This window comes from Agrobacterium sp. DE0009, assembly GCF_007680755.1.
Classification (GTDB): domain Bacteria; phylum Pseudomonadota; class Alphaproteobacteria; order Rhizobiales; family Rhizobiaceae; genus Agrobacterium; species Agrobacterium tumefaciens_B.
In genome coordinates this window covers 1704356-1729844 of the sequence record NZ_VEIU01000001.1, presented here as the reverse complement: position 1 = coordinate 1729844, position 25489 = coordinate 1704356, and the positions used below count along the sequence as shown (strand labels likewise).

At 58.2% G+C, this 25489-nt stretch carries 29 protein-coding genes; 17 read left to right on the top strand and 12 right to left on the bottom strand.

Features of this window, described 5'->3' with window-relative positions:
- Nucleotides 1–77 precede the first annotated feature (77 nt).
- Both FS804_RS08750 and FS804_RS08745 read left to right on the top strand, forming a co-directional pair.
- Nucleotides 78–320 carry a hypothetical protein gene (locus FS804_RS08750; RefSeq protein ID WP_144576183.1) on the top strand — a complete coding sequence of 81 codons (243 nt, stop codon included), beginning with the start codon at nt 78–80 and terminating at the stop codon, nt 318–320.
- A gap of 12 nt (nt 321–332) precedes the next feature.
- Nucleotides 333–695, top strand: a complete 363-nt coding sequence (locus tag FS804_RS08745; RefSeq protein ID WP_144576182.1) for a hypothetical protein — start codon at nt 333–335, stop codon at nt 693–695.
- Here the strand turns inward: FS804_RS08745 and FS804_RS08740 are convergent.
- The gene (locus FS804_RS08740; protein ID WP_144576181.1) at nt 692–1675 is read right to left on the bottom strand and encodes a Gfo/Idh/MocA family protein; all 984 of its coding nucleotides are present in this window, start codon (nt 1673–1675) and stop codon (nt 692–694) included. The two genes, FS804_RS08745 and FS804_RS08740, sit on opposite strands and share 4 nt — an antisense overlap.
- A 180-nt stretch (nt 1676–1855) precedes the next feature.
- On the opposite strand from FS804_RS08740, the gene FS804_RS08735 reads away from it, so the two are divergent.
- The 4 genes from FS804_RS08735 (at nt 1856) to FS804_RS08720 (ending at nt 4900) form a co-directional block, all read left to right on the top strand.
- The gene (locus tag FS804_RS08735) at nt 1856–2416 is read left to right on the top strand and encodes a cysteine hydrolase family protein (protein WP_144576180.1); all 561 of its coding nucleotides are present in this window, start codon (nt 1856–1858) and stop codon (nt 2414–2416) included.
- The gene (locus FS804_RS08730; protein WP_144576179.1) at nt 2416–3399 is read left to right on the top strand and encodes a GlxA family transcriptional regulator; all 984 of its coding nucleotides are present in this window, start codon (nt 2416–2418) and stop codon (nt 3397–3399) included. The genes FS804_RS08735 and FS804_RS08730 overlap by 1 nt, the downstream gene beginning before the upstream one ends.
- 105 nt (nt 3400–3504) lie before the next feature.
- Nucleotides 3505–4455 (top strand): aldo/keto reductase, encoded by a 951-nt coding sequence (locus FS804_RS08725; RefSeq protein ID WP_144576178.1) that lies wholly within the window; start codon nt 3505–3507, stop codon nt 4453–4455.
- Between the two features lies 1 nt (nt 4456).
- Nucleotides 4457–4900 (top strand): GNAT family N-acetyltransferase, encoded by a 444-nt coding sequence (locus tag FS804_RS08720; RefSeq protein WP_063949433.1) that lies wholly within the window; start codon nt 4457–4459, stop codon nt 4898–4900.
- On the opposite strand, the gene FS804_RS08715 is transcribed toward FS804_RS08720, so the two are convergent.
- A complete protein-coding gene (locus FS804_RS08715) occupies nt 4901–5791 on the bottom strand; it encodes a LysR family transcriptional regulator (protein WP_144576177.1) in 891 nt (296 codons plus the stop codon).
- Between the two features lie 116 nt (nt 5792–5907).
- Between FS804_RS08715 and FS804_RS08710 the strand changes: the two genes are divergently transcribed.
- On the top strand, nt 5908–6909 hold the full coding sequence (locus FS804_RS08710; protein ID WP_144576176.1) for an aldo/keto reductase: 1002 nt from the start codon (nt 5908–5910) through the stop codon (nt 6907–6909).
- Between the two features lie 52 nt (nt 6910–6961).
- Here FS804_RS08710 and pheT read toward each other — a convergent pair whose 3' ends face one another.
- From pheT to infC, 8 genes are all read right to left on the bottom strand, one after another.
- A complete protein-coding gene (gene pheT / locus FS804_RS08705) occupies nt 6962–9385 on the bottom strand; it encodes a phenylalanine--tRNA ligase subunit beta (RefSeq protein ID WP_144576175.1) in 2424 nt (807 codons plus the stop codon).
- A 47-nt stretch (nt 9386–9432) separates the two neighbouring features.
- Entirely contained in the window at nt 9433–9708 is a 276-nt protein-coding gene (locus FS804_RS08700; protein ID WP_063949437.1) for a DUF2442 domain-containing protein, read from the bottom strand.
- Nucleotides 9689–9925 carry a DUF4160 domain-containing protein gene (locus FS804_RS08695; protein WP_063949438.1) on the bottom strand — a complete coding sequence of 79 codons (237 nt, stop codon included), beginning with the start codon at nt 9923–9925 and terminating at the stop codon, nt 9689–9691. The genes FS804_RS08700 and FS804_RS08695 overlap by 20 nt, the downstream gene beginning before the upstream one ends.
- A gap of 1 nt (nt 9926) precedes the next feature.
- Nucleotides 9927–11009 (bottom strand): phenylalanine--tRNA ligase subunit alpha, encoded by a 1083-nt coding sequence (gene pheS / locus FS804_RS08690; RefSeq protein ID WP_063949439.1) that lies wholly within the window; start codon nt 11007–11009, stop codon nt 9927–9929.
- Nucleotides 11002–11880, bottom strand: coding sequence for a lipopolysaccharide kinase InaA family protein (locus FS804_RS08685; RefSeq protein WP_063949796.1), 879 nt, complete (start codon nt 11878–11880; stop codon nt 11002–11004). Before FS804_RS08685 ends, pheS begins: the two co-directional genes overlap by 8 nt.
- Nucleotides 11881–12053: 173 nt before the next feature.
- Nucleotides 12054–12458 carry a 50S ribosomal protein L20 gene (gene rplT / locus FS804_RS08680; RefSeq protein WP_003507464.1) on the bottom strand — a complete coding sequence of 135 codons (405 nt, stop codon included), beginning with the start codon at nt 12456–12458 and terminating at the stop codon, nt 12054–12056.
- A gap of 40 nt (nt 12459–12498) precedes the next feature.
- Nucleotides 12499–12702, bottom strand: coding sequence for a 50S ribosomal protein L35 (gene rpmI / locus FS804_RS08675; RefSeq protein WP_003493355.1), 204 nt, complete (start codon nt 12700–12702; stop codon nt 12499–12501).
- A gap of 189 nt (nt 12703–12891) precedes the next feature.
- Nucleotides 12892–13428 carry a translation initiation factor IF-3 gene (gene infC, locus FS804_RS08670; RefSeq protein ID WP_077224822.1) on the bottom strand — a complete coding sequence of 179 codons (537 nt, stop codon included), beginning with the start codon at nt 13426–13428 and terminating at the stop codon, nt 12892–12894.
- A 186-nt stretch (nt 13429–13614) separates the two neighbouring features.
- Here infC and FS804_RS08665 point away from each other — a divergent pair, with 186 nt between their 5' ends.
- On the top strand, nt 13615–14403 hold the full coding sequence (locus FS804_RS08665; RefSeq protein ID WP_144576174.1) for a carboxylesterase: 789 nt from the start codon (nt 13615–13617) through the stop codon (nt 14401–14403).
- 119 nt (nt 14404–14522) lie between these two features.
- On the top strand, nt 14523–15137 hold the full coding sequence (locus tag FS804_RS08660) for a transglutaminase-like cysteine peptidase (protein WP_063949441.1): 615 nt from the start codon (nt 14523–14525) through the stop codon (nt 15135–15137).
- Nucleotides 15138–15215: 78 nt separating this feature from the next.
- Here FS804_RS08660 and rirA read toward each other — a convergent pair whose 3' ends face one another.
- Nucleotides 15216–15686 carry an iron-responsive transcriptional regulator RirA gene (rirA, locus tag FS804_RS08655; protein WP_063949442.1) on the bottom strand — a complete coding sequence of 157 codons (471 nt, stop codon included), beginning with the start codon at nt 15684–15686 and terminating at the stop codon, nt 15216–15218.
- A gap of 218 nt (nt 15687–15904) precedes the next feature.
- Here rirA and FS804_RS08650 point away from each other — a divergent pair, with 218 nt between their 5' ends.
- Complete coding sequence (locus FS804_RS08650; protein WP_246665863.1) at nt 15905–16909, top strand: Fe(3+) ABC transporter substrate-binding protein; 1005 nt, start codon at nt 15905–15907, stop codon at nt 16907–16909.
- Nucleotides 16910–16981: 72 nt separating this feature from the next.
- On the opposite strand, the gene FS804_RS08645 is transcribed toward FS804_RS08650, so the two are convergent.
- Nucleotides 16982–18478, bottom strand: coding sequence for a CoA-acylating methylmalonate-semialdehyde dehydrogenase (locus tag FS804_RS08645; RefSeq protein ID WP_006699765.1), 1497 nt, complete (start codon nt 18476–18478; stop codon nt 16982–16984).
- Nucleotides 18479–18584: 106 nt separating this feature from the next.
- On the opposite strand from FS804_RS08645, the gene FS804_RS08640 reads away from it, so the two are divergent.
- The 7 genes from FS804_RS08640 to pncB all read left to right on the top strand — a co-directional run bounded on the left by FS804_RS08640 (nt 18585) and on the right by pncB (nt 25406).
- A complete protein-coding gene (locus FS804_RS08640) occupies nt 18585–19466 on the top strand; it encodes a LysR family transcriptional regulator (RefSeq protein WP_144576172.1) in 882 nt (293 codons plus the stop codon).
- Nucleotides 19467–19578: 112 nt separating this feature from the next.
- Nucleotides 19579–20496 carry a DMT family transporter gene (locus tag FS804_RS08635; protein WP_144576379.1) on the top strand — a complete coding sequence of 306 codons (918 nt, stop codon included), beginning with the start codon at nt 19579–19581 and terminating at the stop codon, nt 20494–20496.
- Between the two features lie 291 nt (nt 20497–20787).
- Nucleotides 20788–21894, top strand: a complete 1107-nt coding sequence (locus tag FS804_RS08630; protein ID WP_063949448.1) for a DUF475 domain-containing protein — start codon at nt 20788–20790, stop codon at nt 21892–21894.
- 356 nt (nt 21895–22250) lie between these two features.
- Nucleotides 22251–22595, top strand: a complete 345-nt coding sequence (locus tag FS804_RS08625; RefSeq protein ID WP_063949449.1) for a helix-turn-helix domain-containing protein — start codon at nt 22251–22253, stop codon at nt 22593–22595.
- A 15-nt stretch (nt 22596–22610) separates the two neighbouring features.
- Complete coding sequence (locus FS804_RS08620) at nt 22611–23462, top strand: C40 family peptidase (protein WP_144576171.1); 852 nt, start codon at nt 22611–22613, stop codon at nt 23460–23462.
- A gap of 92 nt (nt 23463–23554) precedes the next feature.
- Nucleotides 23555–23914, top strand: a complete 360-nt coding sequence (locus FS804_RS08615; protein WP_063949450.1) for a hypothetical protein — start codon at nt 23555–23557, stop codon at nt 23912–23914.
- Nucleotides 23915–24101: 187 nt separating this feature from the next.
- On the top strand, nt 24102–25406 hold the full coding sequence (pncB, locus tag FS804_RS08610; RefSeq protein ID WP_063949451.1) for a nicotinate phosphoribosyltransferase: 1305 nt from the start codon (nt 24102–24104) through the stop codon (nt 25404–25406).
- Nucleotides 25407–25489 lie beyond the last annotated feature (83 nt).

Here is a 25489-nt window from a genome sequence, read left to right as displayed (position 1 = left end):
AGGTAAAAACAAGGGTTCGTTAGGGAAGACAGCGTTACGTCTGTTCCCGGCCCGGCAACCAAAGAGGAGGCGGCACCATGATTTTTCTCACCGCCACAGTGCTCGGCATCGCTGCCGTTGCATTACGTTCGGTCTTCAGCATCGTGTTCATCTGCATGATGATTATCGGAGCCTATGGCGTTGCGATGGCGCTTTCGTCCGGTGCTGTTCCGCTGACGTCTCTGCTTCAGGCGCTCGCGGGTTATAATTTCGGCGTCGTTGGCGTCGTCATCAGCCTTCTGGTACTGCAGCGCCCGCGGTCCACCCCGCCAACTCTCTAAAAGACCACGGCCTTGAGGCTTCGTTCCGTTGCACTCAGCGAGATTTGCGGTCTGGCGGCCGATATAGCCATCACCTGTCTGCTCATTTTCTTTCTCACGGTCGACCCGATCGCTGCGCGTTTGCCAGGGGCGGTGTCCGGGCTTGCAACAAGCTGGCGGCTGAACCGCTCAATGAGTGGCGCGCCAGGCGCCTTTCCGGCCGATGCCGTCACCCTCATTTCCCGCATTGTGAGCGTCGGACTTTTCTCGCTGCTGCAATGGCGCAACCCGCTGATCCAGCCGGTCGTGCCGCTTGCCTTTTCTGCGCTCGCAGCTCTGGTCCTCGCATGCTGCGGCCATTGGCGCCTTCAGAAACTGCGTCGGGCCAAGGGCTAAACCGTTTCCCAGCCCTCCTTATCCGCAGCGCGATAAATCGCATCGATGAAAAGCTGGTTGTTTTTGGAGCTTTCCAGCGTGACAACCTCTCCCTCACCCGTGACTGCGCGGGCAAAGGCCTCCGCTTCCAGCTTGTACTGGCGGCTATCCTGAAACCTGAAGATTTGCGACTGGTTGTGGGCCTGATTGGTCAGCTCGACTTCTTCCGCACCCCAGCGGTTTGCATTAAACGGCGATTTGACTTCGATGTAACCGTCCGTGCCGTGGAAAACCATCAGCTGGCGGGCGGCAAGCTGCGTTGCAAGATAAAAACTGAGTTCGAAGCTGCCGAAATCCGCCCGCACGCTGGAATAGATATCGGTGCCGAACTCTCTGTCACGCTCCACGGAGGCCTGCACGCGCTTGGGTTCTTCACCGGTGACGACGCGGGTCACGATCGTCGGATAAACGCCGATATCCGGCAAGGCGCCGCCGCCGAGTTCGGGAATGTTGCGCATATTCTGAGGATCGCGGTTGAAATAGCTGAAAGCGCCCTGCACATGTTTCAGCGTTCCGATCGCGCCCGAAGAAAGCAATGCCTTCACCTTGGCCCAGACCGGCGCATAGGTCACCATGAAGGCTTCCGAGATGATGACACCGTTGCGGTCCCGCGCAGCGATAAGTGTGTCGATTTCCTGCGCTTTCAAAGCAATCGGCTTTTCGCAAAGAACATGTTTGCCCGCATCGGCGGCCTTGATCGTCCATTCGACGTGCTGCGACGTTGGAAGTGGAATGTAAACCGCGTCGATGACATCGGACGCCAGCATTTCTTCGTAGGAGCCGAAAGCGTGGGGCGCGGAGAACCGATCTGCGACCGCGCGGGCCCTGGAAAGATCACGACTGGCGATGGCGCTGACCACACAGTTCTCAGCATCCTGTATCGCGGGAATGACGTGGTCCTGAGCGATCTTCGCCGTTGAGATGATTCCGAAGCGCAGCATTTAGTCCTCCCGATCTGACATATGCCGGAAACTTATCATTGTCATGCCGAGTGGCAACCCGTTGCTTCAAGATTAGAGAGATGATGGCTGGATGTGTCCGCTCTTCGTCAGGAAGGTTTCTTTTTTTCCGGGTTTTCATGACGAATTATGCTATGCATCAAGGTAACGGAGAAACATGAAATGTCCTCTTCCCATACAGCTCTAATGGTCATCGATGTGCAGGAATCCTTTCGGCACGCTCCGTATTTCGAGGATAGCGAATTGGCCGCCTATCTCGAGAAACAACAGGCGCTGATTGACGGCGCCAAAGCCGCTGGCATTCCCATCGTTCAGATATTTCATGTTGATGGCGACAGAGCATTTTCGAGCGAAAGCGGCTTTATTCGTCCGCTGGAAGGTGTGCGGATTTCCCCTGACGTGACCTTCCGCAAAAACCGGCATTCCGCCTTCGTGGGAACCGGTCTCGAAATCTGGCTGACGCAGAGGGGCATCAACCGGCTGATTATCTCCGGTATCCGTACCGAACAATGCTGCGAGACCACCACCCGACATGCGTCCGATCTCGGTTACGTCGTCGATTACGTCACCGAAGCAACGCTGACTTTCCCGATGACACATGCATCAGGCACTGTTTTCAGCCCGGATGACATCCGTCAGCGCACCGAGCTGGTACTGGCCGATCGCTTCGCACGGATCGTTGGCGTCGATGACGTGCTGGCGACGATGAAAGAGGCGGCCTGATGAATAAGGGCGACACGCGCGTTGTTCCTTTTTTTACGCTCGTGCCGCCGCATGCGCTTCTGCTGGACATTGCCGGTCCACTGGAGGTGGTTCGTTACGCCAATGCAGAGCAGCAGGATATCCACTTTGAGTGTCGGTACATCGCCGCAAGGAACGAACAACAATCCTCCATCGGCCTTCAGCTTTCCGCATTGGAGACCCTGCCGGCGGCGCTGCCGGAAAACGCTTTCCTTCTGATCTCCGGCAGCACGTCCGGCTTCGACGATGATCCGCAGACGCGACGGGAGCGGCGGGCCCTGGCAGCCTGGCTTCATGCGGCGGTGCGTGCCGACACGACCGTTATCTCCATCTGCTCCGGTGCCCTGCTGGCGGGCGAGGCGGGGCTTTTCGACGGGCGAACCTGCACGACCCATGCCGATTGTATCGAAAGCCTGCGACGCATCGCGCCCTTGGCGCAGGTGGCGGAAAATCGTCTTTTCGTGGAGGATGGCAGGCGTTTCTCGAGCGCCGGCATTTCCACCGGTATCGACCTGATGCTGCATGTAATCTCCGGGATGACATCGCCTGCCGTCGCGGCGCGGATTGCCAAGACAATGGTGGTTTATCTCAGGCGCAGCGGCAACGACGCGCAAATCTCTCCCTGGTTGACGGGCCGCAACCACATCCATCCAGCCATTCACCGGGTCCAGGACCGTGTCATGGCCGAGCCGGCGAAGGACTGGTCGCTCGAAGGGCTGGCCGATATTGCTGCACTGAGCGAAAGGCACCTCTCCCGTCTCTTTCGCGACCATACCGGTCTCAGCGTGATCGACTACGTCAACCTGATGAGGGTCAATCTGGCCCGAGATATTCTCGCCAATAGTCGTCTGGACATGGAGACCGTCGCAGAACGGGCAGGCTTTGCATCTGCACGGCATCTGCGCCGCGTGTGGCAGCAGCACAATCATTTACCTCCCAGCCATTATCGCGGTCTCCAAAGGTGAGTTTCCAACCTCACGGCTGCCTGATGAATGCCATCAAATGAATTCAATGGTTATGCCGGCGGCCAGTTGGTACCCTGTCGCCAGGATAGCAACAGGAGTATTCCCGTGGAAAAACGAAGCCTTGGCCGCACAGGCCTCTCCATCGCCCCGATCGTCTTTGGCGGTAACGTGTTCGGCTGGACAGCGGATGAGAAGACCTCCTTTGCCCTGCTCGATGCCTTTTTCGATGCCGGGTTCAACGCCATCGATACGGCGGATGTCTACTCCGCCTGGGTGGACGGGCATGTGGGTGGCGAGTCGGAGGCGATTATCGGCAAGTGGCTGAAGCAGTCCTCCGTTAAGCGGGAGGATGCAGTGATCGTCACCAAGGTCGGTTTTGACAATCGCGGTCAGAAGACCGGGCTGAGCGCCAAATGGATCGCAGAGGCCGTCGATGCTTCGCTGAAGCGGCTTCAGACCGACTACATCGACCTTTACCTTGCACATAAGCCTGACGCCGACGTGCCGCTGGAGGAAACGCTTGCCGCCTTCGCCAAGTTGAAGGAGCAGGGGAAAATCCGCGCCATCGGCTGCTCCAACTATTCCGCAAGCCAGCTCCAGGAGGCTCTTGATGTGGCTGCCAGGAACAATCTGCCGCGTTACGATGTGCTGCAGCCGGAATATAATCTCTACAACCGGGCAGATTTCGAAGGCCCATTAGCAGACCTCTGTGTGAAACAAGAGATCGGCGTCATCAATTATTATAGCCTCGCCGCCGGGTTCCTCACCGGAAAATACCGTGCCAAGGCAGATACGGAAGGCGTTGCCCGCAGCTATCGCGTGGCTGACTACGTCAATGCCCGCGGCCTCGCCGTTCTCGGCGCAATGGACGCCGTCGCGGTGCAGACCGGGGCAAAGCTCGCCGACATCGCGCTGGCCTGGCTGCTGCGCAAGAAGGCCGTAACAGCGCCGATCGCCAGCGCCACCAGCCTGTCGCAGCTTGAAAGCTTCAAACGCGCCGTCGAGCTGAAACTGACCGACGAGATGATGGCGCTTCTCGACAAGGCGGGGGCGTAAGATGGATCTTGGAATTCGTGATGCCGCACCGTCGGACCGGGCGGAGTGGCTGCGGCTGTGGAATGACTATCTCGCCTTTTATGAGGTCGATCTCGCCGCCGACGTGACCGAATATACCTGGGAACGCATCCTCGATCCCGCGTCCCGCGTCTCCATGCGCGTGGCGATGCTGGGTGAGCGCATGGCGGGCTTTGCCATTTACCACTTCCACGATTCCACTTGGGTGAAGACACCTGACTGCTATCTTGAGGATTTGTATGTCGATGGCGACATCCGCGGCAAGGGCGCGGGGCGGGCATTGATGGATGATCTGATCACTATCTGTAAGAAAATGGGCTGGTCGCGTCTTTACTGGAACACCGGCGAGGACAATCACCGTGCCCAGAAGCTCTATGACAGTTACGTGAAAAGCGACGGTCACATCCGCTACCGCATCACCTTCTGATCAACTCCGGAAACGGAAGAAATCCACGAAAGCCCTCAGCGCCGGACGCATCTGCCGGCGAGAAGGGTAGTAGATATAAAATCCGTCAAAGGGCGCACACCATTCGTCGAGCACGCGGATGAGCCGGCCTTGCCTGATATCATCTTCGACGCGCTGCTCGAAAACGAAGGCAAGTCCTGCTCCATCGATTGCCGCCCTTCGGATAAGGCTCTGGTCCGACAAAATAAGCGGCCCCTGCACATCCACAACGAGCGGCTTGCCGTCCTTTTCCAGCTCCCAGCGATAGATGAGGCCGCTTGCAAACCGCCGGCGTATGCAGCGATGCCGGATGAGGTCCCTCGGATCATGCGGTGGCGGGTTATCAGCGAAATAAGAAGGGGAGCCGACGATAGCCCCGCGCCATTCACCGCTCGCTTTCACCGCGATCATGTCTGCATCGAGATGCTCCCCGAGACGAAGACCTGCATCGAAACCCTTCGCAACGATATCTTCGAAACGATCATCGGTCGAAATCTCGAGAGAGATTTCGGGATAGAGCCGTAGGAACTCCCCCAGTCTGGGTACGATAAGGTCTTCGGCGGCAAGCCTCGGTAACGTAATACGCAAGGGGCCGGCCGGTCTGCCGCCCTGTTCGGCCAAGGTATCGATGACGGCGTCAATGTCGGCAAGGGCGGGGCCTAAGGTTTCAAGAAGGCGCTTTCCCTCCTCTGTCGGAGAAACGCTGCGGGTGGTACGGTGCAGCAGCCGCAAGCCGAGGCTGGCCTCCAGTGAGGAAACCGCGTGGCTGACGGCGGAGGGGGCGATACCGAGTTCGGCCGCGGCCTTGCGAAAGCTGCGGCCTTCCGCAACGGCGGAAAGAACGGCCAATTGGGAGAGCTGTACGCGATTCATTGTTCTAAATTATAGAACAACCCGCACGGATTTGCAGCGATTATTTTCGCCGCCGTCATTCGCTATGTTTCGATCACGCCCTGATGACGGGCGATTCCCGATGGAAGGACGAACTGATGAGAAGCAGAACCCTTGGAAACGATCTGACCGTTTCGGCACTCGGTCTTGGGTGCATGGGGATGACCCATGCCTACAGCCCGACAGGTGATGAAAACAGCGCGATCGCGACGCTTCATCGCGCCGTTGATCTTGGCGTCACTTTTTTCGATACGGCGGAGGTTTATGGGCCTTACACGAATGAAGTTCTCGTCGGCAAGGGGCTGAAGCCCTATCGCGACAAGGTGGTGATTGCCACCAAGTTCGGTTTCAAGATCGATGGTAGCAAACCGGCCGGGCAGATGATGGTAGGGACCGACGGTCGGCCGGAAAATGTCCGCGCTGTCGCCGAAGCGTCTCTCAAGCGTCTCGACGTTGACGCCATCGACCTCTTTTATCAGCACCGCGTCGATCCCGATGTGCCGATCGAAGAAACGGTCGGAGCGATGGCCGAACTGGTGAAACAAGGCAAGGTAAAGCATCTCGGCCTCTCCGAAGCCAGTGCAGAAACGCTTCGCAAGGCCCATGCCACCCACCCGATTGCCGCGATTCAGAGCGAATATTCGCTGTGGACCCGCGACCCGGAAGAAAATGGCGTGCTGGATACCTGCCGTGAGCTCGGCATCGGTTTCGTCCCCTTCAGCCCTCTTGGGCGCGGTGCGCTGACCGGAGCGCTGAAATCGCTGGATGGACTCGCAGCCGATGATTTCCGGCGCGGCTTGCCGCGTTTCCAAGGCGAAAACTTCGACGCCAATCTAGCGCTGGTCAAGCTTCTGGAAGACATGGCGGCAGAAAAAGGCGTGACTGCCGGGCAACTGGCATTGGCCTGGGTGTTGGCGCAGGGCGATTTCATCGTGCCGATCCCCGGCACCACGAAGATTGCCAATCTTGAGAAAAACGTCGCGGCGGCGGACGTATCCCTGACACGGCAAGAAGTCGAAAACCTCGGTTCGTTGCTGGCTCCGTCGAAGGTAGCGGGCAAACGATACCCTGAGCGCATGTCACAGATGGCCAATCGTTAAAAAACAAAAAGCCGCGGTGGTTGCCGCGGCTTTTTTCAATCTGTTTCGGATGTCAGGCGCGCAGAACGCCGCCTGTCGATTTTTCGACATTGCCGACGATCTTAGCCGTGAGCGCTTCGAAATCCTCATCCGTCAGCGTTTTATCGACCGGCTGAATCTGGACTTCGATGGCGACCGACTTGCGATTTTCTCCGAGCGATGCTCCCTCGAAAATATCGAAGACGTTGACACCCGTGATCAGCTTGCGATCCGCGCTGGTTGCCGCTTTGATGATGGCAGCCGCCTCGACCGATTTCTCAACCACGAAAGCGAAGTCGCGCTTCACCGCCTGGAACGGCGAAAGCTCGAGCGCCGGCTTGGTGCGGGTCGCCTTCTTTTTCGGCTCCTGCATGGCGTCGATATAGATCTCAAAACCGCAATAGGCGCCGGATATATCCAGCTCGGACAGCGTTTTCGGATGGAACTCACCGAAATAGCCGAGCACAACTTTCGGACCCATCTTGATGGTGCCGGAGCGGCCTGGGTGATACCAGGCGGGCGCCCCTGCTTCGATCTGGACATTGGCCATGGGCAGACCGCAGGCCTCAAGCACAGCCAGTGCATCGGCCTTGGCGTCATAGACGTCAACCGGCTTGCCACCGCCCTTGGCCGCATTCGACCACATGCGGCCGCTGCCCGCGAGCGAAGCCGTGCCGCGGCGAACACCACCGGCAACACGGCGCTGCGTATCGGGCGTATCGCCCTCATAGGTGCCGGAGACCTCGAAGATCGCGACGTCACCATAACCCTTGTCGGCATTGCGCTGGGCAGCGGTGAGAAGACCGGGCAGAAGCGAGGGCCGCATGTCAGACATATCGGCCGCGATGGGGTTTGCGAGTTTGAGCGCCGGTGAACCGCCGCCGAACAGCTTTGCCTGCGCTTCTGGAATGAAGGACCAGGTGACAGCCTCAAGCATGCCGCGGCTTGCCAGGGCCCGGCGCGCGGTGCGGGTGCGGATCTGCAGCGTGGTCAGGATACGACCATTGACGGCGCCGAGGCTTTCCAGCGGCTCCGGCTTGATATTGTCGACGCCATGGATGCGCATGACTTCTTCGACCAGATCGGCCTTGCCATCGACATCCGGCCGCCAGGAGGGCACGGTAACGGAAACGCGTTCGCCGGTTCCCTCGACACCAAAACCCAGACCCTTGAGAATGGCGAGGCTCTCTTCAGCCGAGACTTCGAGGCCTGTCAGGCGCTTCACTTCCGCAAGCGGGAAGTCGACGACTTTAGGTTCGTAGCCCTTGTAACCAACGACCCTGGCTTCGCCGGGAACGCCGCCGCAGAGCTCGAGAACCAGTTCGGTGGTGCGCTCCAGGCCCGGAACCATATATTCCGGATCGACGCCCCGCTCGAAACGATAACGCGCATCGGTGATGATGCCGAGGGAGCGTCCGGTCTTGGCGATATTGATGGGATCCCAGAGCGCGGATTCAATCAGCACGTCGACGGTGTTTTCATCGCAGCCTGAATGTTCGCCACCCATAACGCCGCCGATGGATTCGATGCCGTTTTCGTCGGCGATGACGACATTGTTCGGGCCGAGCTTATATTCACGCTGGTCGAGCGCGAGGATCGTCTCGCCCTCTACCGCACGGCGCACGGTGAGATCGCCTTTGACCTTCGCGGCGTCGAAGACGTGCATCGGCCGGCCCTGATCGAAGGTCATGTAGTTGGTGATATCAACAAGCGCATTGATTGGGCGCAGGCCGATCGCCAGAAGCCGCTGCTGCATCCACTTGGGGCTGGGGCCATTCTTCACGCCGCGCACGATGCGAAGTGAGAAGCCGGGGCAGAGCGCGGGATCGTCCAGATCCAGCTTCACGTCGACGGGCGTTGCGCCTTCCACCTTGAAGGAGGGTGCAGGCTTCGTCTTCAGCTTGCCGAGACCGGAGGCCGCGAGATCGCGCGCAATGCCGTAGATGGAGGTGCAGTCCGGACGGTTCGGCGTCAGGTTGATCTCGATGACGGGATCGTCCAAGCCGGCATAGCTGGCAAAGGACGTACCGACAGGTGCATCGTCAGGCAGATCGATGATTCCGTCGTGATCGTCGGATATGTTCAGCTCCTTTTCGGAGCACATCATGCCATGGCTTTCGACGCCGCGAATCTTCCCAACAGCGAGCGTCACATCGATGCCCGGAACATAGGTGCCGGGACGTGCCAGCGCACCGACGAGGCCCGCGCGCGCATTCGGTGCACCGCAGACGATCTGCACCGGCTTGCCGTCACCGGCATCCACCATCAGCACCTTCAGGCGGTCTGCCTCGGGGTGCTTTTCAGCGGAAACCACCTTGGCAATGACGAAGGGCTTGTAGGCCGCCTTGTCGTCAACGTCTTCGACCTCAAGGCCAATCGCCGTCAACCGCTCGCAAATCTCGTCCAGCGTCGCATCCGTATCGAGATGGTCTTTGAGCCAGGAAAGAGTGAATTTCATTCGTCTTGTCTCGCACTTAACTATAGGCACAAGGCCACATTGCGTTTCTATGCAGCCTTCTGCGGCGCTTTGGCGCCTGGCGCCTTCCAGCCGAGCAGCATTGATTTTACGGAAACACCCTCATCCATGTCTGGCCACCACACCCCGGAGAATTGCAGCTCCACGTGGGCGCGTTGTTTGGACGAAGCTTTTTCCAGAAATGGATACCACCATAGCGGGGCCCGAATTTGCCGACCATCTGCGAGCGTCACATAGACGAAGCTGGCATCGCATTCGGCTGCCACGGGCATCATGTCTTCGGTTTCAAACTCCAAAGAACTCATTCCACTTCTCCATCCAGCCGTCGCGATTTTCATCGACTTTCGAAAGAAATTCGGCCACTTCGCGACTATTGTAGCCGTGATTATAAGCCATTTCCATGCTCAGAAGCCAGACTTTGGCGGAGCACTTGTCCTTGATGATATGAATATGGGGCGGTTCCGGTCCGTCCGAAGCGTAGAACCGGAACTTGTAACCATGCCATATTAGCAAAGTCGGCATACTAGCTGCTGAGGCCTCCGAACAGCGTCGGCATGTCGAGCGGCCGGAAGCCGTAATGGGTCATCCAGCGGACATCGGCGTTGAAGAAGTCACGCAGGTCAGGCATGCCGTATTTCAGCATGGCGATGCGGTCGAGGCCCATGCCCCAGGCAAAGCCCTGATACTCGTCCGGGTCCAGCCCGCCGGCGCGCAGGACGTTCGGGTGCACCATGCCGCAGCCGAGGATTTCCATCCAGTCCTTGCCTTCGCCGAATTTGACGATAGGGCCGGAACGATCGCACTGGATGTCCACTTCGAAGCTTGGCTCCGTGAAGGGAAAGAAGGACGGGCGGAAGCGCATGACGACGCTGTCGACCTCGAAGAAGGTCTTGCAGAACTCCTCGAGAATCCAGCGCAGATTGCCCACATGCGCCTTCTTGTCGATGACAAGCCCCTCGACCTGATGGAACATGGGCGAATGGGTGGCGTCGGAATCCTGGCGATAGGTCTTGCCGGGAATGACGATGCGGATCGGCGGCTTCTGGCTCTCCATGGTGCGGACCTGTACCGGCGAGGTGTGCGTGCGCAGCACCTTGCGCTCACCCTTTTCATCCGGTGGCAAGAAGAAGGTGTCGTGCATTTCGCGGGCCGGATGGCCTTCCGGGAAGTTCAGAGCCGTGAAGTTGTAATAATCGGTCTCGATATCGGGGCCTTCCGCAATCGAAAAACCCATATCCGCAAATATCGCGGTGATTTCATCAACGATCTGGCTGATCGGATGAATGCGGCCGCGCTCCGTCGGTGACTGACGGACCGGCAGGCTGACATCGACGGTTTCCGCCTTCAGGCGCGCAGCGATGGCAGCATCCTTCAGCGCATTCTTGCGCTCGCCGATCAGATCGGTAATCTCGGTCTTCAGTTGATTGATGGCGGCACCACGGGTCTGGCGCTCTTCCGGGCTCATGCTGCCAAGCGTCTTCAGAAGCTCCGAAACCGAGCCCTTCTTGCCGAGCGCGGAAACACGGACGGCCTCGATGGCCGGCTCATCGGCAGCGGCGGCGATTTCCGACACCAGTTGCGATTTCAAGGTATCAAGTTCAGTCATCTTTTCCTGCCTTGCCGGTTTTTCTAACAGCGGCGTCGGTGTTCACAGCATTCATCAGATAGTCGGTCGCCATGATAAAGCGTCGCAGATCACTACCCATCCGCACGCGCCCGATCAACCGGGCAAGCGGTAAAAAACGCCCGAGAATGCGGGTCAGGCGGCTTAATTCGTCGACTGCCCGCGGCGGGGCGTTTTCGAGCCACCGCGAAAAGGCGGCGTTACGGGTTCCGTCGGCTTCACAGGCACGAGTGGCGACCTGCAAAAACAGCAGCCAGATATCGCGGGCCTGCGCTGTCGCAAGCGGCATCACATCCTGGGGGCGCTCCTCGAAATCCATGAAGCCAACCCGGCCATCGGCCAGAAAGAAGTCGCGGACATGCGGGCGGCCGTGGCAGAGGCCTGCAGCATGCAACTCCCCGAGCGCTTCCGCAGATTTGACCAAAAGGGCGTCATGCTCATGGGGATCGGACGCCTTCAGCGCATCCATTCGCTCCATCAGCGTCGGCCCCACGTCGCCCAGCACCACGGCCGTGCGGGATGAGTAGATCAGCGGCGGAACGGGGAAGCCGCATTGCTGGAACTGCTGCAAGGTTTCCAGTTCCCGCTGCATGAGGCCTGCGCCGTCAAGCGGCTCCGACGGGCGAAGAAAAGCATAGGGCAGTAGCTTCGACAGCAGCTTCTGCATCTTCATCCACCAGGTCACCCGTTCCGTGCCCTGCCGTTTTATCCAGACTGTCAGCTGCGAGAGTTCGAGCTTCTGGATGCGGCGGTCACTGTTCAGCAAAACGCGCATCAGCGCCGCGATATCGGCATCGTCAAGGTGAACGTAAAAACCCTCGGCCTTTTCAGCCTCATTTGCAGTAACCAGCATTTCCATCCACCAGACGATTTTCGGGGCAGAGGGGCTGGATACTCCATTTTTCTAATTTCCTAAATTAAAAACTACGGATTGAATGGACAGGGGACCGCGAGAGTTGAAAAACGAAAAACCCGCGCCGGTTTCCCGACGCGGGTTCGAATGACAACAGATTGTCCGCGCCGTAATCACTTGACGGCGGTTTCAAACTCGTTGGTAGTACCAGCATCCTTGAGGTACTCAAGTGCCTTCTTCGCTGCTTCAACGAGCGCGCCGAATGCTGCCGGCTCATGGATGGCCATGTCGGACAGAACCTTGCGGTCGACTTCGATGCCAGCCTTGTTCAGGCCGTCGATGAAGCGGCCGTAGGTCAGGCCGAATTCGCGAACAGCAGCGTTGATACGCTGGATCCACAGAGCGCGGAAGTTGCGCTTGTTGACCTTGCGGTCGCGGTAAGCGTACTGCTTGGAACGATCCACGGCAGCCTTTGCTGCGCGGATGGTGTTCTTGCGGCGGCCGTAGAAGCCCTTGGCTGCCTTGAGTGTCTTGGTGTGCTTGGCGCGGGAAGTTACGCCACGTTTTACGCGTGCCATGTCATGATCTCCTTAAAGTGTCCAAAAGTGCGGAAAAGTCTCAGAGACCGTTCGGCAGGTAGTTCTTGACGACCTTCTTGCCGTCAGCTTCGGCGAGAACCATGGTTCCACGCGCGTCGCGAATGAACTTGTTGGTACGCTTGATCATGCCGTGGCGCTTGCCGGCGGCGGCTGCAACGACCTTGCCGGTCGCGGTGATCTTGAACCGCTTCTTTGCAGCGGACTTCGTCTTCATCTTGGGCATTTTGCTACTCCGTTTTTGTATCGAAAAAGGCAGACGAGGCCTATTTCAAGCTATTCAGGAACGGCCACGGCATGCCCTGCCGGACCGTTCGGACGCGCGCTTATAACCGCAGTCGGCCAAAAGCGCAACGGGGAATGAAAATTTCCCCTCGCGGATCAGATATGCGCCTGTGATCGGGGCACGTCAGACTTATTTCGGGGCAAGAACCATCATCATCTGACGGCCTTCCAGCTTCGGCTCGGCCTCCACCTTGGCGATCGCCTGGGTGTCTTCCTTCACCTGAAGGAGAAGTTTCATGCCGAGTTCCTGGTGGGCCATTTCGCGGCCGCGGAACTTCAGCGTTACCTTCACCTTGTCACCTTCGTCAAAGAAACGGTTCATCGCCTTCATCTTCACGTCATAGTCATGCGTGTCGATGTTGGGGCGCATCTTGATTTCTTTGACTTCGACGATCTTCTGTTTCTTGCGCGCTTCAGCGGCCTTTTTCTGGGTCGAGTATTTAAGCTTGCCGAGATCGAGGATCTTGCATACCGGCGGCTCTGCGTTCGGCGAAATCTCGACGAGATCGAGACCGGCCTCTTCCGCCATTTTCAAAGCCTGATCCGTCGGCATGCTACCGAGGTTCTGGCCCTCTTCATCGATAAGCTGAACTCTGGGAACCCGAATTTCCCGGTTGGAGCGCGGCCCCTCCTTGACGGGGGCATCGGCTTTGAAAGGTCTGCGAATGGTCGTATTCTCCTGATCTGTTTCTGGATCACGTCAGCAAAAAACAGCTTGTTTAGTACAAGCGGCGGAAATGTCGTTATTGCTGTGGCGAAGTCAATAGCATATCTGGCCGAAAAGATCACCTGTTGTCACGGTTTTTGCAAAATACCGCCGTTATGGCACCAAAATCAGGAGAATTGCATATACATGACCGATCAAGCCGTTGAATTCCTGTCCGTAGGCCCCGACAATGACTGCCGCGAGATTGCTTTCCTCCATCGGCAGGCGACGTCAGTCGAGACCGCGCCGACAATAGTCTGGCTGGGTGGCTACCGCTCCGACATGACGGGAACCAAGGCGGTCGAGCTCGATCGCTTCGCGGCTGAGAACGGGCTTGCGTGCCTGCGGCTGGACTATTCCGGTCACGGCGCCTCCGGCGACGACTTCAGGAAGGGCACGATCTCGCGGTGGCTGGACGAGGCGCTTGCTGTCGTTCGGGCGAAGGCCCCGTCCCGTGTCGTGCTCGTCGGCTCATCCATGGGAGGATGGATTGCCTTGCGCATGGTTGAAGAGTTGCGCAAGGCGTGTGGCGCGCCTACCGTGGCGGGTCTTGTCCTGATCGCGCCGGCTCCCGATTTCACACAGGAACTGATCGAGCCCAGCCTTTCGGAGGCCGAGCGGCTTTCTCTCTCGGAAAAGGGGTATTTTGAGGAGCATTCGGAATATAGCCCCGAACCGAACATCTTCACCCGCGCGCTGATGGAGGATGGAAAGCAGAACCGCGTCTTACAGGGGATCATCACCACGGGGTGCCCGGTTCACATTCTGCAGGGCATGCGGGATCCCGATGTGCCGTATCAGCACGCTCTAAAATTGCTGGAACACCTTCCATCTGACGACGTCGTCCTGACGCTCATCCGCGACGGCGACCACCGGCTGTCGCGTCCACAGGATATAGAGCGAATGCTTGCGGCGGTGAAATCCCTTGCAATATAGGCATTTCCGCAACGGTCTTAACCATATTCAGCGAGTCTTGAGCGCGGCCGTTTGCTAATGATTGACTCGCACCCCCGATCCCTCTTAACTTTTCATTAAGAATTTAAGGGACGGGTTTCATGATGAACGCACCGCTGGCGCGTGCGCTGCTGTTTGCAGTTGCCGCCGGGCTAATGACTGCTGCCTCCGCCACCGCGGAAACCAAGGGAAGCCCCTCCATGGTGACGGGCGGGATTACGTCCCAGCCGATCGGCCATTACGAGTTCTGTCAGAAATATGCCGACGAGTGCAATATTCGCAGCAAGGTGACGCCGCCACCGCGCGTCACCGACTATGGCTGGAATGTCATTCGCGAGGTCAATACGACGGTCAATACCACCATCGTGGCGATGACCGACATGGAAATCTACGGCAAGGACGAAGTCTGGGAATATCCGACGACGGCCGGCGACTGCGAAGATTTCGTACTGCTGAAGCGCAAGAAGCTGGTCGAACGCGGCTTTTCCGTCGCCGATCTGCTGATAACGGTGGTGCGCAAGCCTGACGGTGAGGGGCACGCCGTACTGACGCTTCGCACGACGGATGGCGATTACATTCTCGATAATCTTACCAACGACGTGAAGCTCTGGACCGATACCAACTACACTTATCTGAAGCGACAGGCGTCCTTCAATACCGGCCGCTGGGTCTCCATCGAAGACGGTCGCGACGTTCTGGTCGGCGCGTTGCGCTGATCACGGAGGAAACCGATCTGACAAAAAAGCCCGCGTTTCCGGCGCGGGCATTTTTGTATTCGAATGGTGTCTTTATGATCAGGCAGCCGGAAGCGCGGCAACCTTTGGCATTTCCGTATCGAGACCAAGCAGGAAGTTGATCTGCGGGCGGGCCTTGACGAGATCGTCGATCGAATATTCCGTCAGAACGTCGAAGAATGCATTCAGCGCCTTGCGCAATGCCGAGTTCAGGCCGCAGCTATCCACGAGCGGACATTCAACGGCACCGTCCTCGAAACACTCGGCCATGGCGAAGCTGTCTTCGGTGACCTTCACGACGTCGAACAGGCTGATCTTCTCGGCCGGTTTGCCAAGGCGGACACCGCCATTGCGGCCACGCACGGTTTCAACCAGACCAGCCTTGTTCAGCGGCTGCAGGATTTTGAACAGGAACAGCTCCGATACGCCGTAGGCTCTTGCGATCTCTGGAATTCGGCTGAGCTTGCCTTCATTTGCGGCGCAATACATCAACATGCGAACGGCATAGTTGGTCTGTTTGGTCAAACGCATGCTGGTCTCCTAACTCTCAATGTGGAGTTATATAGTCTCTTTTTCAGTTTAGAACAATTCCAGAAACCGAAAAAACTCGCTTCCATTCGAGATTTCTCAAACAGCCTTGTTGACCGCCCGCATGATTCATGAACAAACAAGTCAAGAATCGGAATGTAATGGAGGCATTCACAATGGCAAGCCTGAAATCCTGCTTTTCCGCTGCCGTTTTCTCCGGGATGACACTGTTTTCCTGCACGCCTGCCGCATGGGCAGAGGGCGAAGTTAACGTCTATTCCTATCGCCAACCTGAATTGATCCAGCCGCTTCTCGATGCCTTTACGAAGGAAACGGGGATCGAGACAAACGTCCTGTTTCTCGACAAAGGTCTGGTGGAGCGTATTCAGGCAGAGGGTGTCAACTCTCCCGCGGATGTGCTTCTGACGGTCGATATCGCTCGCCTTGTTGAGGCGAAAGAAGGCAAGGTCACCCAGCCTGTCCTCAATGATCCCGTGATCGAAAAGGACATTCCAGCGAATCTGCGCGACCCCGACGGCGAATGGTTTGGGCTGACGACGCGTGGCCGGGTCGTCTACGCTTCGAGGGAACGGGTGACCCAGAAGGAGATCACCTATGAGGAGCTTGCCGATCCGAAGTGGAAAGGCAAGATCTGCATTCGTGATGGCCAGCACTCCTATAATATTGCTCTTATCGCCTCCATGATCGCCCATCACGGCGTCGATTACACCCGCACATGGCTGACCGGCCTGAAGAACAATCTCGCCCGCAAGCCTGATGGAACCGACCGCAGCCAGGCGAAATCGATCTTTTCCGGCGAATGCGATATTGCGCTCGGCAATACCTATTATGTCGGCCTGATGCTGACCAATGATCGCGAGCCGGAAGAGCAGGAATGGGCTCGCTCCGTGCGCGTGATCTTCCCCAATGCGGGCGATCGCGGAACGCATGTGAATATCTCGGGCATGTCGCTGACGAAATATGCGCCCAATAAGGACAATGCGCTGAAGCTGATGGAATTTCTGGCCTCCAGGCAAGCGCAGGAAATTTACGCCAAGCAGGTCTTCGAATACCCAGTGCTGCCCGGCGCAGAGCCTTCAGACGTGGTGAAAGGCTTCGGCCCGATCAACCCGGACAAGCTGCCACTGACGGACATTGCCGCCCATCGCAAGGAGGCTTCTGAGCTGGTGGATGAGGTCGGCTTCAACGACGGCCCGACCAACTGATTTTGCGAAGACTGATTGCAAAAGCCCCGCCGTGAAAACACAGCGGGGCATTTTTTTGGCTTATCGACTGGCTTACTTCATCGTCGGCATGACGAATTCTGCACCCGACTTGATGCCGGATGGCCAGCGTGAGGTGATCGTTTTGGTCTTCGTCCAGAACTTGATCGAATCCGTGCCATGCTGGTTGAGATCACCGAAGCTCGAAGCCTTCCAGCCGCCGAAGGAGTGGTAGGCAAGCGGAACCGGGATCGGAACGTTGATGCCGATCATGCCGATATTCACGCGGCTTGCGAAATCGCGGGCCGCATCGCCGTCACGGGTAAAGATGGCGACGCCGTTGCCATATTCATGCTTCATCGGCAGTTCCAGCGCCTCTTCATAGTTTTTGGCGCGAACGACCGACAGAACCGGTCCGAAGATTTCGGTCTTGTAGATGTCCATGTCGGGCGTGACGTGGTCGAACAGGCAGCCACCGACGAAATAGCCGTCTTCATAGCCCTGCAGCTTGAAATCGCGGCCATCAACCAGCAGCTTCGCACCCTGCTCGACACCACTGTCGATCAGCCCCTTGACGCGGGTCTGCGCTTCCTTGGTGACGAGCGGTCCCATATCGGCCTTGTCGTCGGTATAGGGACCGATCTTCAATGCCTCGATCTGCGGAATGAGTTTTTCAACGAGGCGATTTGCCGTCTCTTCGCCGACCGGAACCGCAACGGAAACAGCCATGCAGCGCTCGCCGGCCGAACCGTAACCGGCGCCCATCAGCGCGTTTACAGCCTGATCGAGATCGGCATCCGGCATGATGATCATGTGGTTCTTCGCGCCGCCGAAGCACTGCGCGCGCTTGCCGTTCATGGCGGCGGTGCCATAGACATAGCGTGCGATCGGCGTCGAACCGACGAAGGAGACCGCGCCGATATCGGGATCGGTGAGGATGGCATCGACAGCGCCCTTGTCGCCGTTGACGACGTTGAGGATGCCAGCCGGAAGACCGGCTTCGATCATCAGTTCGGCAAGGCGGATCGGCAGCGACGGATCGCGCTCGGAGGGTTTGAGGATAAAGGCGTTGCCGCAGGCGATCGCCGGCGCAAACATCCACATCGGGATCATGCCGGGGAAGTTGAACGGGGTGATGCCCGCGCCGATGCCGACCGGCTGGCGGATCGAATACATGTCAATCGCAGGGCCGGCGCCTTCGGTGAATTCGCCCTTCTGCAGATGCGGAATGCCGCAGACGAATTCGCAAACTTCGAGGCCACGGACGATGTCGCCCTTGGAATCCTCAACGGTCTTGCCATGTTCGCTGGAAAGCAGAACGGCCAGCTCATTCATGTCGCGGTTCAGAAGTTCGACGAATTTGAAGAAAACGCGCGCACGGCGTTGCGGATTGGTGGCGGCCCATTTGGGCTGTGCCGCCTTTGCGCTTTCAACGGCAGCGCGAAGCTCTGCATCGCTCGCAAGCGCAACGGTCGCCTGCACTTCGCCGGTGGCGGGGTTATAGACATTGGATGTGCGGCCGCTGGTGCCCGCCACATGCTTGCCGTTGATGAAATGACCGATTTCCTTCATGGGTGTTCCTCCAGAATAAGATGGTGCAGCATTACCTTTCGAATTGCACAAATCAATCGCCTCAAATAAGCATCCATTGTGCAAAAATAGGTATAATAGGCTCCTCATGAACTGGGATGATGTGCGTTTGTTTCTAAGCGTGGCGCGAAGCGGCCAGTTTCTTTCCGCCGCCAGAAAGCTTGGCATCAATCATGCGACCCTCAGCCGACGTATCTCCGCGCTTGAAGCGGCGATCGGTACGCAGCTGTTTTTGCGAAGCACCAATGGCTGCGAACTGACGGAGGAAGGGCAGCGGCTGCTTGTGGCGGCTGAGCGCATGGAAACCGAAATGCTGGGCGCCCAGGCCAATCTGGGTCGGGTTGATGCTGCCGTGGCCGGAACGGTTCGCATCGGCGCGCCTGACGGTCTCGGCGTATCCTTCCTCGCGCCAAGGCTTGGCAGGCTGACGGCCCGTTATCCCGAGCTCAAAATCCAGCTCGTGCCGGTGCCACGCTCTTTCTCCCTGTCGCAGCGCGAGGCCGATATCGCCATCACCATCGAGCGACCGGAACAGGGCAGGCTGATGTTTTCGAAGCTCACGGATTACTCGCTTGGGCTGTATGGTTCGGCGGATTATCTGGCTGAATACGGGACGCCTGATGATGTCGAGGCGCTAAAGCGCCACCGCCGGATCGGTTATGTCGAGGATCTGATCTTCTCCCCTTCACTGAACTTTACCGGCGAGATCATGCGCGACTGGGACGCGGCCTTCGAAATCTCGAGCGCCACCGGCCAGACCGAGGCGGTACGTTCAGGCGCAGGTATCGGCATACTGCACAATTACATTGCTGGCCAGTATCCGGAACTTCGGCGAATCCTGCCTGAGATCAGCATTAACCGATCCTACTGGACGGCCTATCATGAATCGGCCCGACAGCTTGTTCGCGTCCGCACGGTCGTTGATTTTCTTCAGGAACTCGTCGCTGACGAACGGCGGATCTTCGCTTGAGGCCTATTAGTAATATTATTTGCGCTAAGGGGCGTTTCCGGGCTTGACAATGGGCCGCCCGGTGGACGACCAATGCAGCTATTGGGAGAAATCGGAATCTGACATGTCGACTATGATGAAGAAGCTATCGCCGACTGGCCTCGGCGTGGCCGTAATGCTGCTTGGAATGCTGCTTTTTGCGTTGAATGACGCCATGGGGAAATGGCTCGTGTCGACTTACAGCCAGGGTCAGGTCATCCTGATCAGAAGCGCTGCCGCGCTTGTCATTCTCGTTCCGATCGTCTGGAGGGGCGGCGTTTCCGGACTCGTAAAAATCGAGCGGCCCGGCCTTCAGGCGGCGCGTGTTTTCTTCTCCACCGCCGAGCTTTTCTGTTTCTACTTCGCCGTCGCCGCCTTGCCGCTGGCTGACGTCATGACCTACTGGCTAGCCGCGCCGATCTACGTTGCCGCGCTGTCGCCATTTCTGCTTGGCGAAAAGGTTGGCTGGCGTCGCTGGACGGCTATTGCCATCGGATTCGTCGGCGTCCTCATTGCGCTGAAGCCCAGCTCGGCAAGCCTCACCTCCGCGGCACTCTTTTCCATTCTCGGCAGTGCAGCTTTCGCCTTCATGATGCTGTCCGGCCGGCAATTGCGCAACACACCGGATACGGTACTGGCATTCTGGCAGATCATTGGCGCGGGTCTGGCGGGTATCGTCGCGGTACTGGTAACACCGGCCGGATGGTTGCCGGTACAGTCCGGCTTTGATCTGGCATTTCTTGGCCTGCTGGGCGTTGTGGCCATGGCGGCCCATGTGCTCGTCAACCGGGCGCTCAAACTTGCCGACGCCGCGACGGTCGCGCCTCTGCAATATACGCTGCTGCTTTGGGCTGTCATTTTCGGCTGGCTGTTTTTTGGTGATGTGCCGCAGACGAGCATCGTTCTCGGTGCCGGCCTGATTGTTCTTTCCGGCCTTTACATCTTCTTCCGCGAAAACGCCCTCAAACGACGCCGCGATACCGCCGCAGGACTGGCTGCGGAGCAGGTTTGATCGTCGCCGTCAGCCAAGCTCACAATCACGGGACTTGACGACGGCGTGATCTTCAGTGAGTAAGAAGGGGCCCTGCGATGATTTGTCTCGCATGGGCAGAGGAAACGAAGGTGCCGGGCCCCTCTGGCGAGAGTTTTACGGCGCTCTCGTGATGTCGGTACCGCCTGCAAAATTGGCCGGCGGATTAAAAACTATGAAAAACCTGAATGTGCTTCGCGCGCGTGCTTTCTGCGTGCGGCCGGACGCCCTGCGTCGGCCCGCGACCGTCCTCGTCACGAATGGTGACCGGACATGAGCGCCGCCCAGAAAACCACGCTCTCCTACTTCAAGTGGGCTTTTATCGTCACTGTCGTCGGTCTGATCCTCGGCGGCTATCTTGGCTGGGAAATGACCGGCACGGTCGGCGGCACGGCCACGATCTTCTTCATCTGCGTCGTTCTGGCGGTGCTGGAAATTTCTCTTTCCTTCGACAATGCCATCGTCAATGCCAACAAGCTGAAGGACATGACGCCGGTCTGGCAGCATCGCTTCCTGACCTGGGGTATTTTGATTGCCGTTTTTGGCATGCGTATCGTCTTTCCGCTGCTGATCGTTGTCGTCGCCGCGAATGTCGGTCCCTGGACGGCGATCGTCATGGCAGCCACCCAGCCGGAACGTTATGCGGAAATCATGCGTGACGCTCACTTGCCGATCGCAGCGTTTGGCGGCACCTTCCTGATGATGGTCGGTCTCAACTTTTTCTTCGACCATGAGAAGGACGTGCATTGGGTGCGCTGGATAGAGGAAAAAGCTGCGACCTATTCTTCCGTCAAGGGCATTGAAATCGCTTTCGTACTTGTCGTGATGCTGATCTTTTCCCGCATCATCGGCGCCAGCGATAATCCTGAACTTGGTCCGGTCGCGGCCAATACCTTCTTCCATTCCGCGATCTGGGGTCTGTTGACCTTCCTTCTGGTGGAAGTGGTCGGCGGCATTCTCGATCGCAGCCAGGAAATGCTGGAAGGGGCGGCAAAGGGCGGCTTCGGTGCGTTTCTTTATCTCGAAGTACTGGATGCCAGCTTCTCCTTCGATGGCGTAATCGGCGCTTTCGCACTGACGCAGAACCTTTTCATCATCGCTATCGGCCTCGGCATCGGCGCCATGTATGTGCGCTCCATGACCATCATGCTGGTGGAGAAGGGGACGCTTGCCGAATACCGCTATCTGGAACACGGCGCCTTCTATGCGATCCTGATCCTGTCCGTCATCATGTACGTGCAGACCATGGTTCATATCCCTGAGGTCATTACCGGCCTTGGCGGCGCGACCCTCATCGGCATCTCGCTGTGGTCGTCCATCCGTTATAACCGGCAACAGAGTGCCGGTGCTGCGGATGCGGCCCGCGGCGCGGAAATCTGATCCGAACTATCGATGCCTTCCGCTGTTGCGGCGGAAGGCAGTATTTAAGCATTGAACCGCTTTTTGCCTGTTTTCACCGCATAATAAATATTGTGCAAAATTTCGCCGCACAGCGATAATGCGGCTAACAGACTGTTTTTACACGCTGTTCCTCCCTGAAATAAAACTGGCACACTTCCTGCTTCTTGCTTGCTAAGTCCAGAGGGGACGCATGGCTCGAAAACGGGTCAACGAACCGCCGCGCCGCGCGATCTTCGGGTCTGCGCCGTGCGGCGGTTCTGTTTGTACGGCATGGTTCTTGAGTTTTTCGTTCGGTTGAATGAAAACGGTGGCATAACGACTGGAAGGGGCAAGGCTTGCCTGCACATTTGTCGCCAACCGAGGCCCTTGGGCTCTGGCACCGCGTCTCCACGGCGCAGGTCATTGACGATCAGCCGGATTTGACCTTGCGTCAGACCGCCATCCTGCTGCAAATTTACCTTGTGACGCCGCCACACACCGTGAGAGGGCTTGCCGCGATCTTCGGGGTTACAAAGCCGGTCATCACGCGGGCGCTCGACAGTCTGGGGGCGCTCGGATTGGTCGATCGGGTTCGCGATGAGCGCGACAGGCGCAACGTCGTGATAAAACGCACCGTTGCCGGTGCGCTTTATCTGGAAAAATTCGGCGATCTGATTATTGATCAGGCACGCAAGATCTAACTTTTGGATGCAATCATGATGCTCGACCGCCGCCTCAACGTCTTCCGCCCCGACCTCGCTGACGAAAAATTGCAGGGTGTCGTCAAGGCCGACCGTTTCGTCAGCGGTTCGCCCGCGCAGATCACCGCACCGGTCATCGGCCTGCGGCCCAATCCCGATCTCGCGACCGGCATCGACACGGAGCTTCTCTGCGGCGAGACGGTGCGCGTTTTCGACAGGGCTGATGGCTGGGCCTGGGTGCAGGCGGATGTCGATGGCTACGCAGGTTATGTGCCGGAAGCGTCTATCGGCGACGTTACTGTAGCCACGCATCAGATCGTCGCGCCGCGCACCTTCCTTTATCCCTCCGCCGAGTTGCGCAAGCCGCCCGTCGCTGCACTCTCCATGGGTAGCCTCGTTCGCATCGTCGGTGAGGCGGAGACGCGGGGCACCCGTTACTTCATGACCGAAAAGGGCGAAGGTATCATCGCCGCCCATTGCCGGGCGGTGGATGCAGCGCTTGACGACGACTATGTGGCGGTGGCGTTGCGCTTTATCGAAACACCTTATCTCTGGGGCGGTCGCTCCGGCTTCGGGATCGATTGTTCCGGCCTCGTGCAGTTGTCCATGGCGATGACGGGCCGTCGCGTTTTGCGCGACACCGATATGCAGGTGAAGTCTCTGGGCGTTGAAATCGAGCGCGACGAATTGCGGCGCGGCGATCTTGTCTTCTGGAAGGGCCATGTCGGCCTGATGGAAAACGAGGAAACGCTGCTGCACGCCAACGGCCACACGATGAATGTCGCGCGCGAAAACCTCGATGCGGCCATTGAGCGCATCGGTTGGCTTTACGACAGGCCGACGGCTTTCCGCCGCCTGGAAGGCTGAGGGTGGTCCTCACGAAATTGTGGCCGCAACGCCTTTGTGTGGACCTTCCCGACAGCCTACATCAATAGAGTGATGGCACGGGACCGGTATCGATGAAGACAAGAACGGCAATACGATTGGCAGCGATCTTCTCGGTTGCATTCTGGGGCGTATCCGCTGAGGCACAGACCGTGTTTCAGAACGGTTTCGCCCCGGCGCCGGATGCCTATGTCAATCTGCCCGGTGTGAAGGATCCGAAGACGCTGCAACCGAAAGTGCGCTATACGTGCCATAGCGAACTGGGCGTGACGGGATATGCGCGCGGGCCCTATCGCACTGTCTTTGGCAGCCGTGGGCTTCCCGTTCAGGGCTACCGCTGCACCGACGAGAATGGCATTTCCAGCTTCGGCGGCAAAAATCCCGTCTCCAAGGACTGGTATCCAGGCATCAATCCGGTTGATCCAACATTCTGAACCGGTTTCACTCCCAAACCTCCGCACAGAACACCGGTCACCGTCAGGCTGCCATCAATTGCCGTTGCCGGTGCTCTGGACTTGTTGTTGCTTTTTCAGATAAATCTTTGGCATGACAGGTTCGCGCCTGCCGGGTGGGGGTGACATCGGCCAGTTCCGTGCGTGGCCGATATTGGGGAATGCAAGTATGACGAAGACCGATATAGCCACCCGCGTCCACAATCATACCTGGAAACTAGACCCGATCGTCCGCAGCCTGATCGATACGGACTTCTACAAGCTTCTGATGCTGCAGATGATCTGGAAGCTTTATCCGGAGGTCGATGCGACTTTTTCGCTGATCAACCGCACGAAAACCGTGCGGCTGGCGGAAGAGATCGACGAGATGGAATTGCGCGAACAGCTCGATCACGCACGCACCCTTCGCCTCTCCAAGAAGGAGAATATCTGGCTCGCGGGTAACACCTTTTACGGCCGCTCGCAGATTTTCGAGCCTGAATTCCTCTCCTGGCTGTCCAGCTATCAATTGCCGGAATACGAGCTTTTCAAGCGTGATGGGCAATATGAGCTGAATTTCCACGGCCGCTGGATGGATACGACGCTGTGGGAAATCCCGGCGCTCGCCATCATCAACGAGCTGCGTTCGCGCAGCGCCATGCGTTCGCTCGGATATTTCACGCTCGATGTCCTCTATGCCCGCGCAAAGGCCAAGATGTGGGAGAAGGTGGAACGGCTGCGGGAACTTCCCGGGCTGCGCATCTCCGATTTCGGGACCCGTCGCCGCCACAGCTTTCTTTGGCAGCGCTGGTGCGTCGAGGCGTTGAAAGAAGGCATCGGCCCAGCCTTTACCGGTACGAGCAACGTCCTGCTCGCTATGGATTCCGATCTGGAAGCTGTCGGTACGAACGCCCATGAGCTGCCGATGGTGGTTGCGGCACTCGCCCAGACGGATGAGGAGCTCGCTGCTGCCCCCTATCAGGTTCTGAAGGACTGGAACCGGCTTTATGGCGGCAACTTGTTGATCGTGCTGCCGGATGCGTTTGGCACCGCTGCATTTCTGCGCAATGCCCCGGAATGGGTTGCAGACTGGACCGGTTTCCGTCCTGATAGCGCGCCGCCGATCGAGGGCGGTGAAAAGATCATCGAGTGGTGGCAGAAGATGGGCCGCGACCCGCGCAAGAAAATGCTGATCTTCTCCGACGGTCTGGATGTCGACGCCATCATCGACACCTACAGGCACTTCGAAGGCCGGGTTCGCATGAGCTTTGGCTGGGGCACGAACCTCACCAACGATTTTGCCGGCTGTGCGCCCAAAACCATTGCCAGCCTCAAGCCGATTTCCATCGTCTGTAAGGTCAGCGACGCCAACGGCCGCCCCGCGGTGAAGCTCTCGGACAATCCGCAGAAGGCAACCGGAGACCCGGCCGAGGTGCAGCGCTATCTCAAGTTCTTCGGCCAGGAAGATCACAAGGAACAAAAAGTTCTGGTTTGACGCTTTCGCTGGAGGGCAAACGCAGCGGGCAGTCGATGCCTCGCGTCGCGATCGGACGCTCCTGATTTGGAGGCGCCCGACGA

Bases quoted from the DNA above. Each gene is read 5' to 3' on its own strand.
- pheT (WP_144576175.1), bottom strand. From the start codon at position 9,385: ATGAAATTCACTCTTTCCTGGCTCAAAGACCATCTCGATACGGATGCG.
- FS804_RS08685 (WP_063949796.1), bottom strand. From the start codon at position 11,880: ATGCTGGTTACTGCAAATGAGGCTGAAAAGGCCGAGGGTTTTTACGTT.
- FS804_RS08650 (WP_246665863.1), top strand. From the start codon at position 15,905: ATGACACTGTTTTCCTGCACGCCTGCCGCATGGGCAGAGGGCGAAGTT.
- pncB (WP_063949451.1), top strand. From the start codon at position 24,102: ATGACGAAGACCGATATAGCCACCCGCGTCCACAATCATACCTGGAAA.
- FS804_RS08695 (WP_063949438.1), bottom strand. From the start codon at position 9,925: ATGCCGACTTTGCTAATATGGCATGGTTACAAGTTCCGGTTCTACGCT.
- FS804_RS08700 (WP_063949437.1), bottom strand. From the start codon at position 9,708: ATGAGTTCTTTGGAGTTTGAAACCGAAGACATGATGCCCGTGGCAGCC.
- FS804_RS08730 (WP_144576179.1), top strand. From the start codon at position 2,416: ATGAATAAGGGCGACACGCGCGTTGTTCCTTTTTTTACGCTCGTGCCG.
- FS804_RS08660 (WP_063949441.1), top strand. From the start codon at position 14,523: ATGATGAACGCACCGCTGGCGCGTGCGCTGCTGTTTGCAGTTGCCGCC.
- FS804_RS08750 (WP_144576183.1), top strand. From the start codon at position 78: ATGATTTTTCTCACCGCCACAGTGCTCGGCATCGCTGCCGTTGCATTA.
- FS804_RS08630 (WP_063949448.1), top strand. From the start codon at position 20,788: ATGAGCGCCGCCCAGAAAACCACGCTCTCCTACTTCAAGTGGGCTTTT.
- FS804_RS08615 (WP_063949450.1), top strand. From the start codon at position 23,555: ATGAAGACAAGAACGGCAATACGATTGGCAGCGATCTTCTCGGTTGCA.
- FS804_RS08665 (WP_144576174.1), top strand. From the start codon at position 13,615: ATGACCGATCAAGCCGTTGAATTCCTGTCCGTAGGCCCCGACAATGAC.
- FS804_RS08720 (WP_063949433.1), top strand. From the start codon at position 4,457: ATGGATCTTGGAATTCGTGATGCCGCACCGTCGGACCGGGCGGAGTGG.
- rirA (WP_063949442.1), bottom strand. From the start codon at position 15,686: ATGCGTTTGACCAAACAGACCAACTATGCCGTTCGCATGTTGATGTAT.
- FS804_RS08735 (WP_144576180.1), top strand. From the start codon at position 1,856: ATGTCCTCTTCCCATACAGCTCTAATGGTCATCGATGTGCAGGAATCC.
- FS804_RS08715 (WP_144576177.1), bottom strand. From the start codon at position 5,791: ATGAATCGCGTACAGCTCTCCCAATTGGCCGTTCTTTCCGCCGTTGCG.
- FS804_RS08620 (WP_144576171.1), top strand. From the start codon at position 22,611: ATGATGCTCGACCGCCGCCTCAACGTCTTCCGCCCCGACCTCGCTGAC.
- rpmI (WP_003493355.1), bottom strand. From the start codon at position 12,702: ATGCCCAAGATGAAGACGAAGTCCGCTGCAAAGAAGCGGTTCAAGATC.
- FS804_RS08710 (WP_144576176.1), top strand. From the start codon at position 5,908: ATGAGAAGCAGAACCCTTGGAAACGATCTGACCGTTTCGGCACTCGGT.
- FS804_RS08640 (WP_144576172.1), top strand. From the start codon at position 18,585: ATGAACTGGGATGATGTGCGTTTGTTTCTAAGCGTGGCGCGAAGCGGC.
- pheS (WP_063949439.1), bottom strand. From the start codon at position 11,009: ATGACTGAACTTGATACCTTGAAATCGCAACTGGTGTCGGAAATCGCC.
- FS804_RS08740 (WP_144576181.1), bottom strand. From the start codon at position 1,675: ATGCTGCGCTTCGGAATCATCTCAACGGCGAAGATCGCTCAGGACCAC.
- rplT (WP_003507464.1), bottom strand. From the start codon at position 12,458: ATGGCACGCGTAAAACGTGGCGTAACTTCCCGCGCCAAGCACACCAAG.
- FS804_RS08645 (WP_006699765.1), bottom strand. From the start codon at position 18,478: ATGAAGGAAATCGGTCATTTCATCAACGGCAAGCATGTGGCGGGCACC.
- FS804_RS08635 (WP_144576379.1), top strand. From the start codon at position 19,579: ATGATGAAGAAGCTATCGCCGACTGGCCTCGGCGTGGCCGTAATGCTG.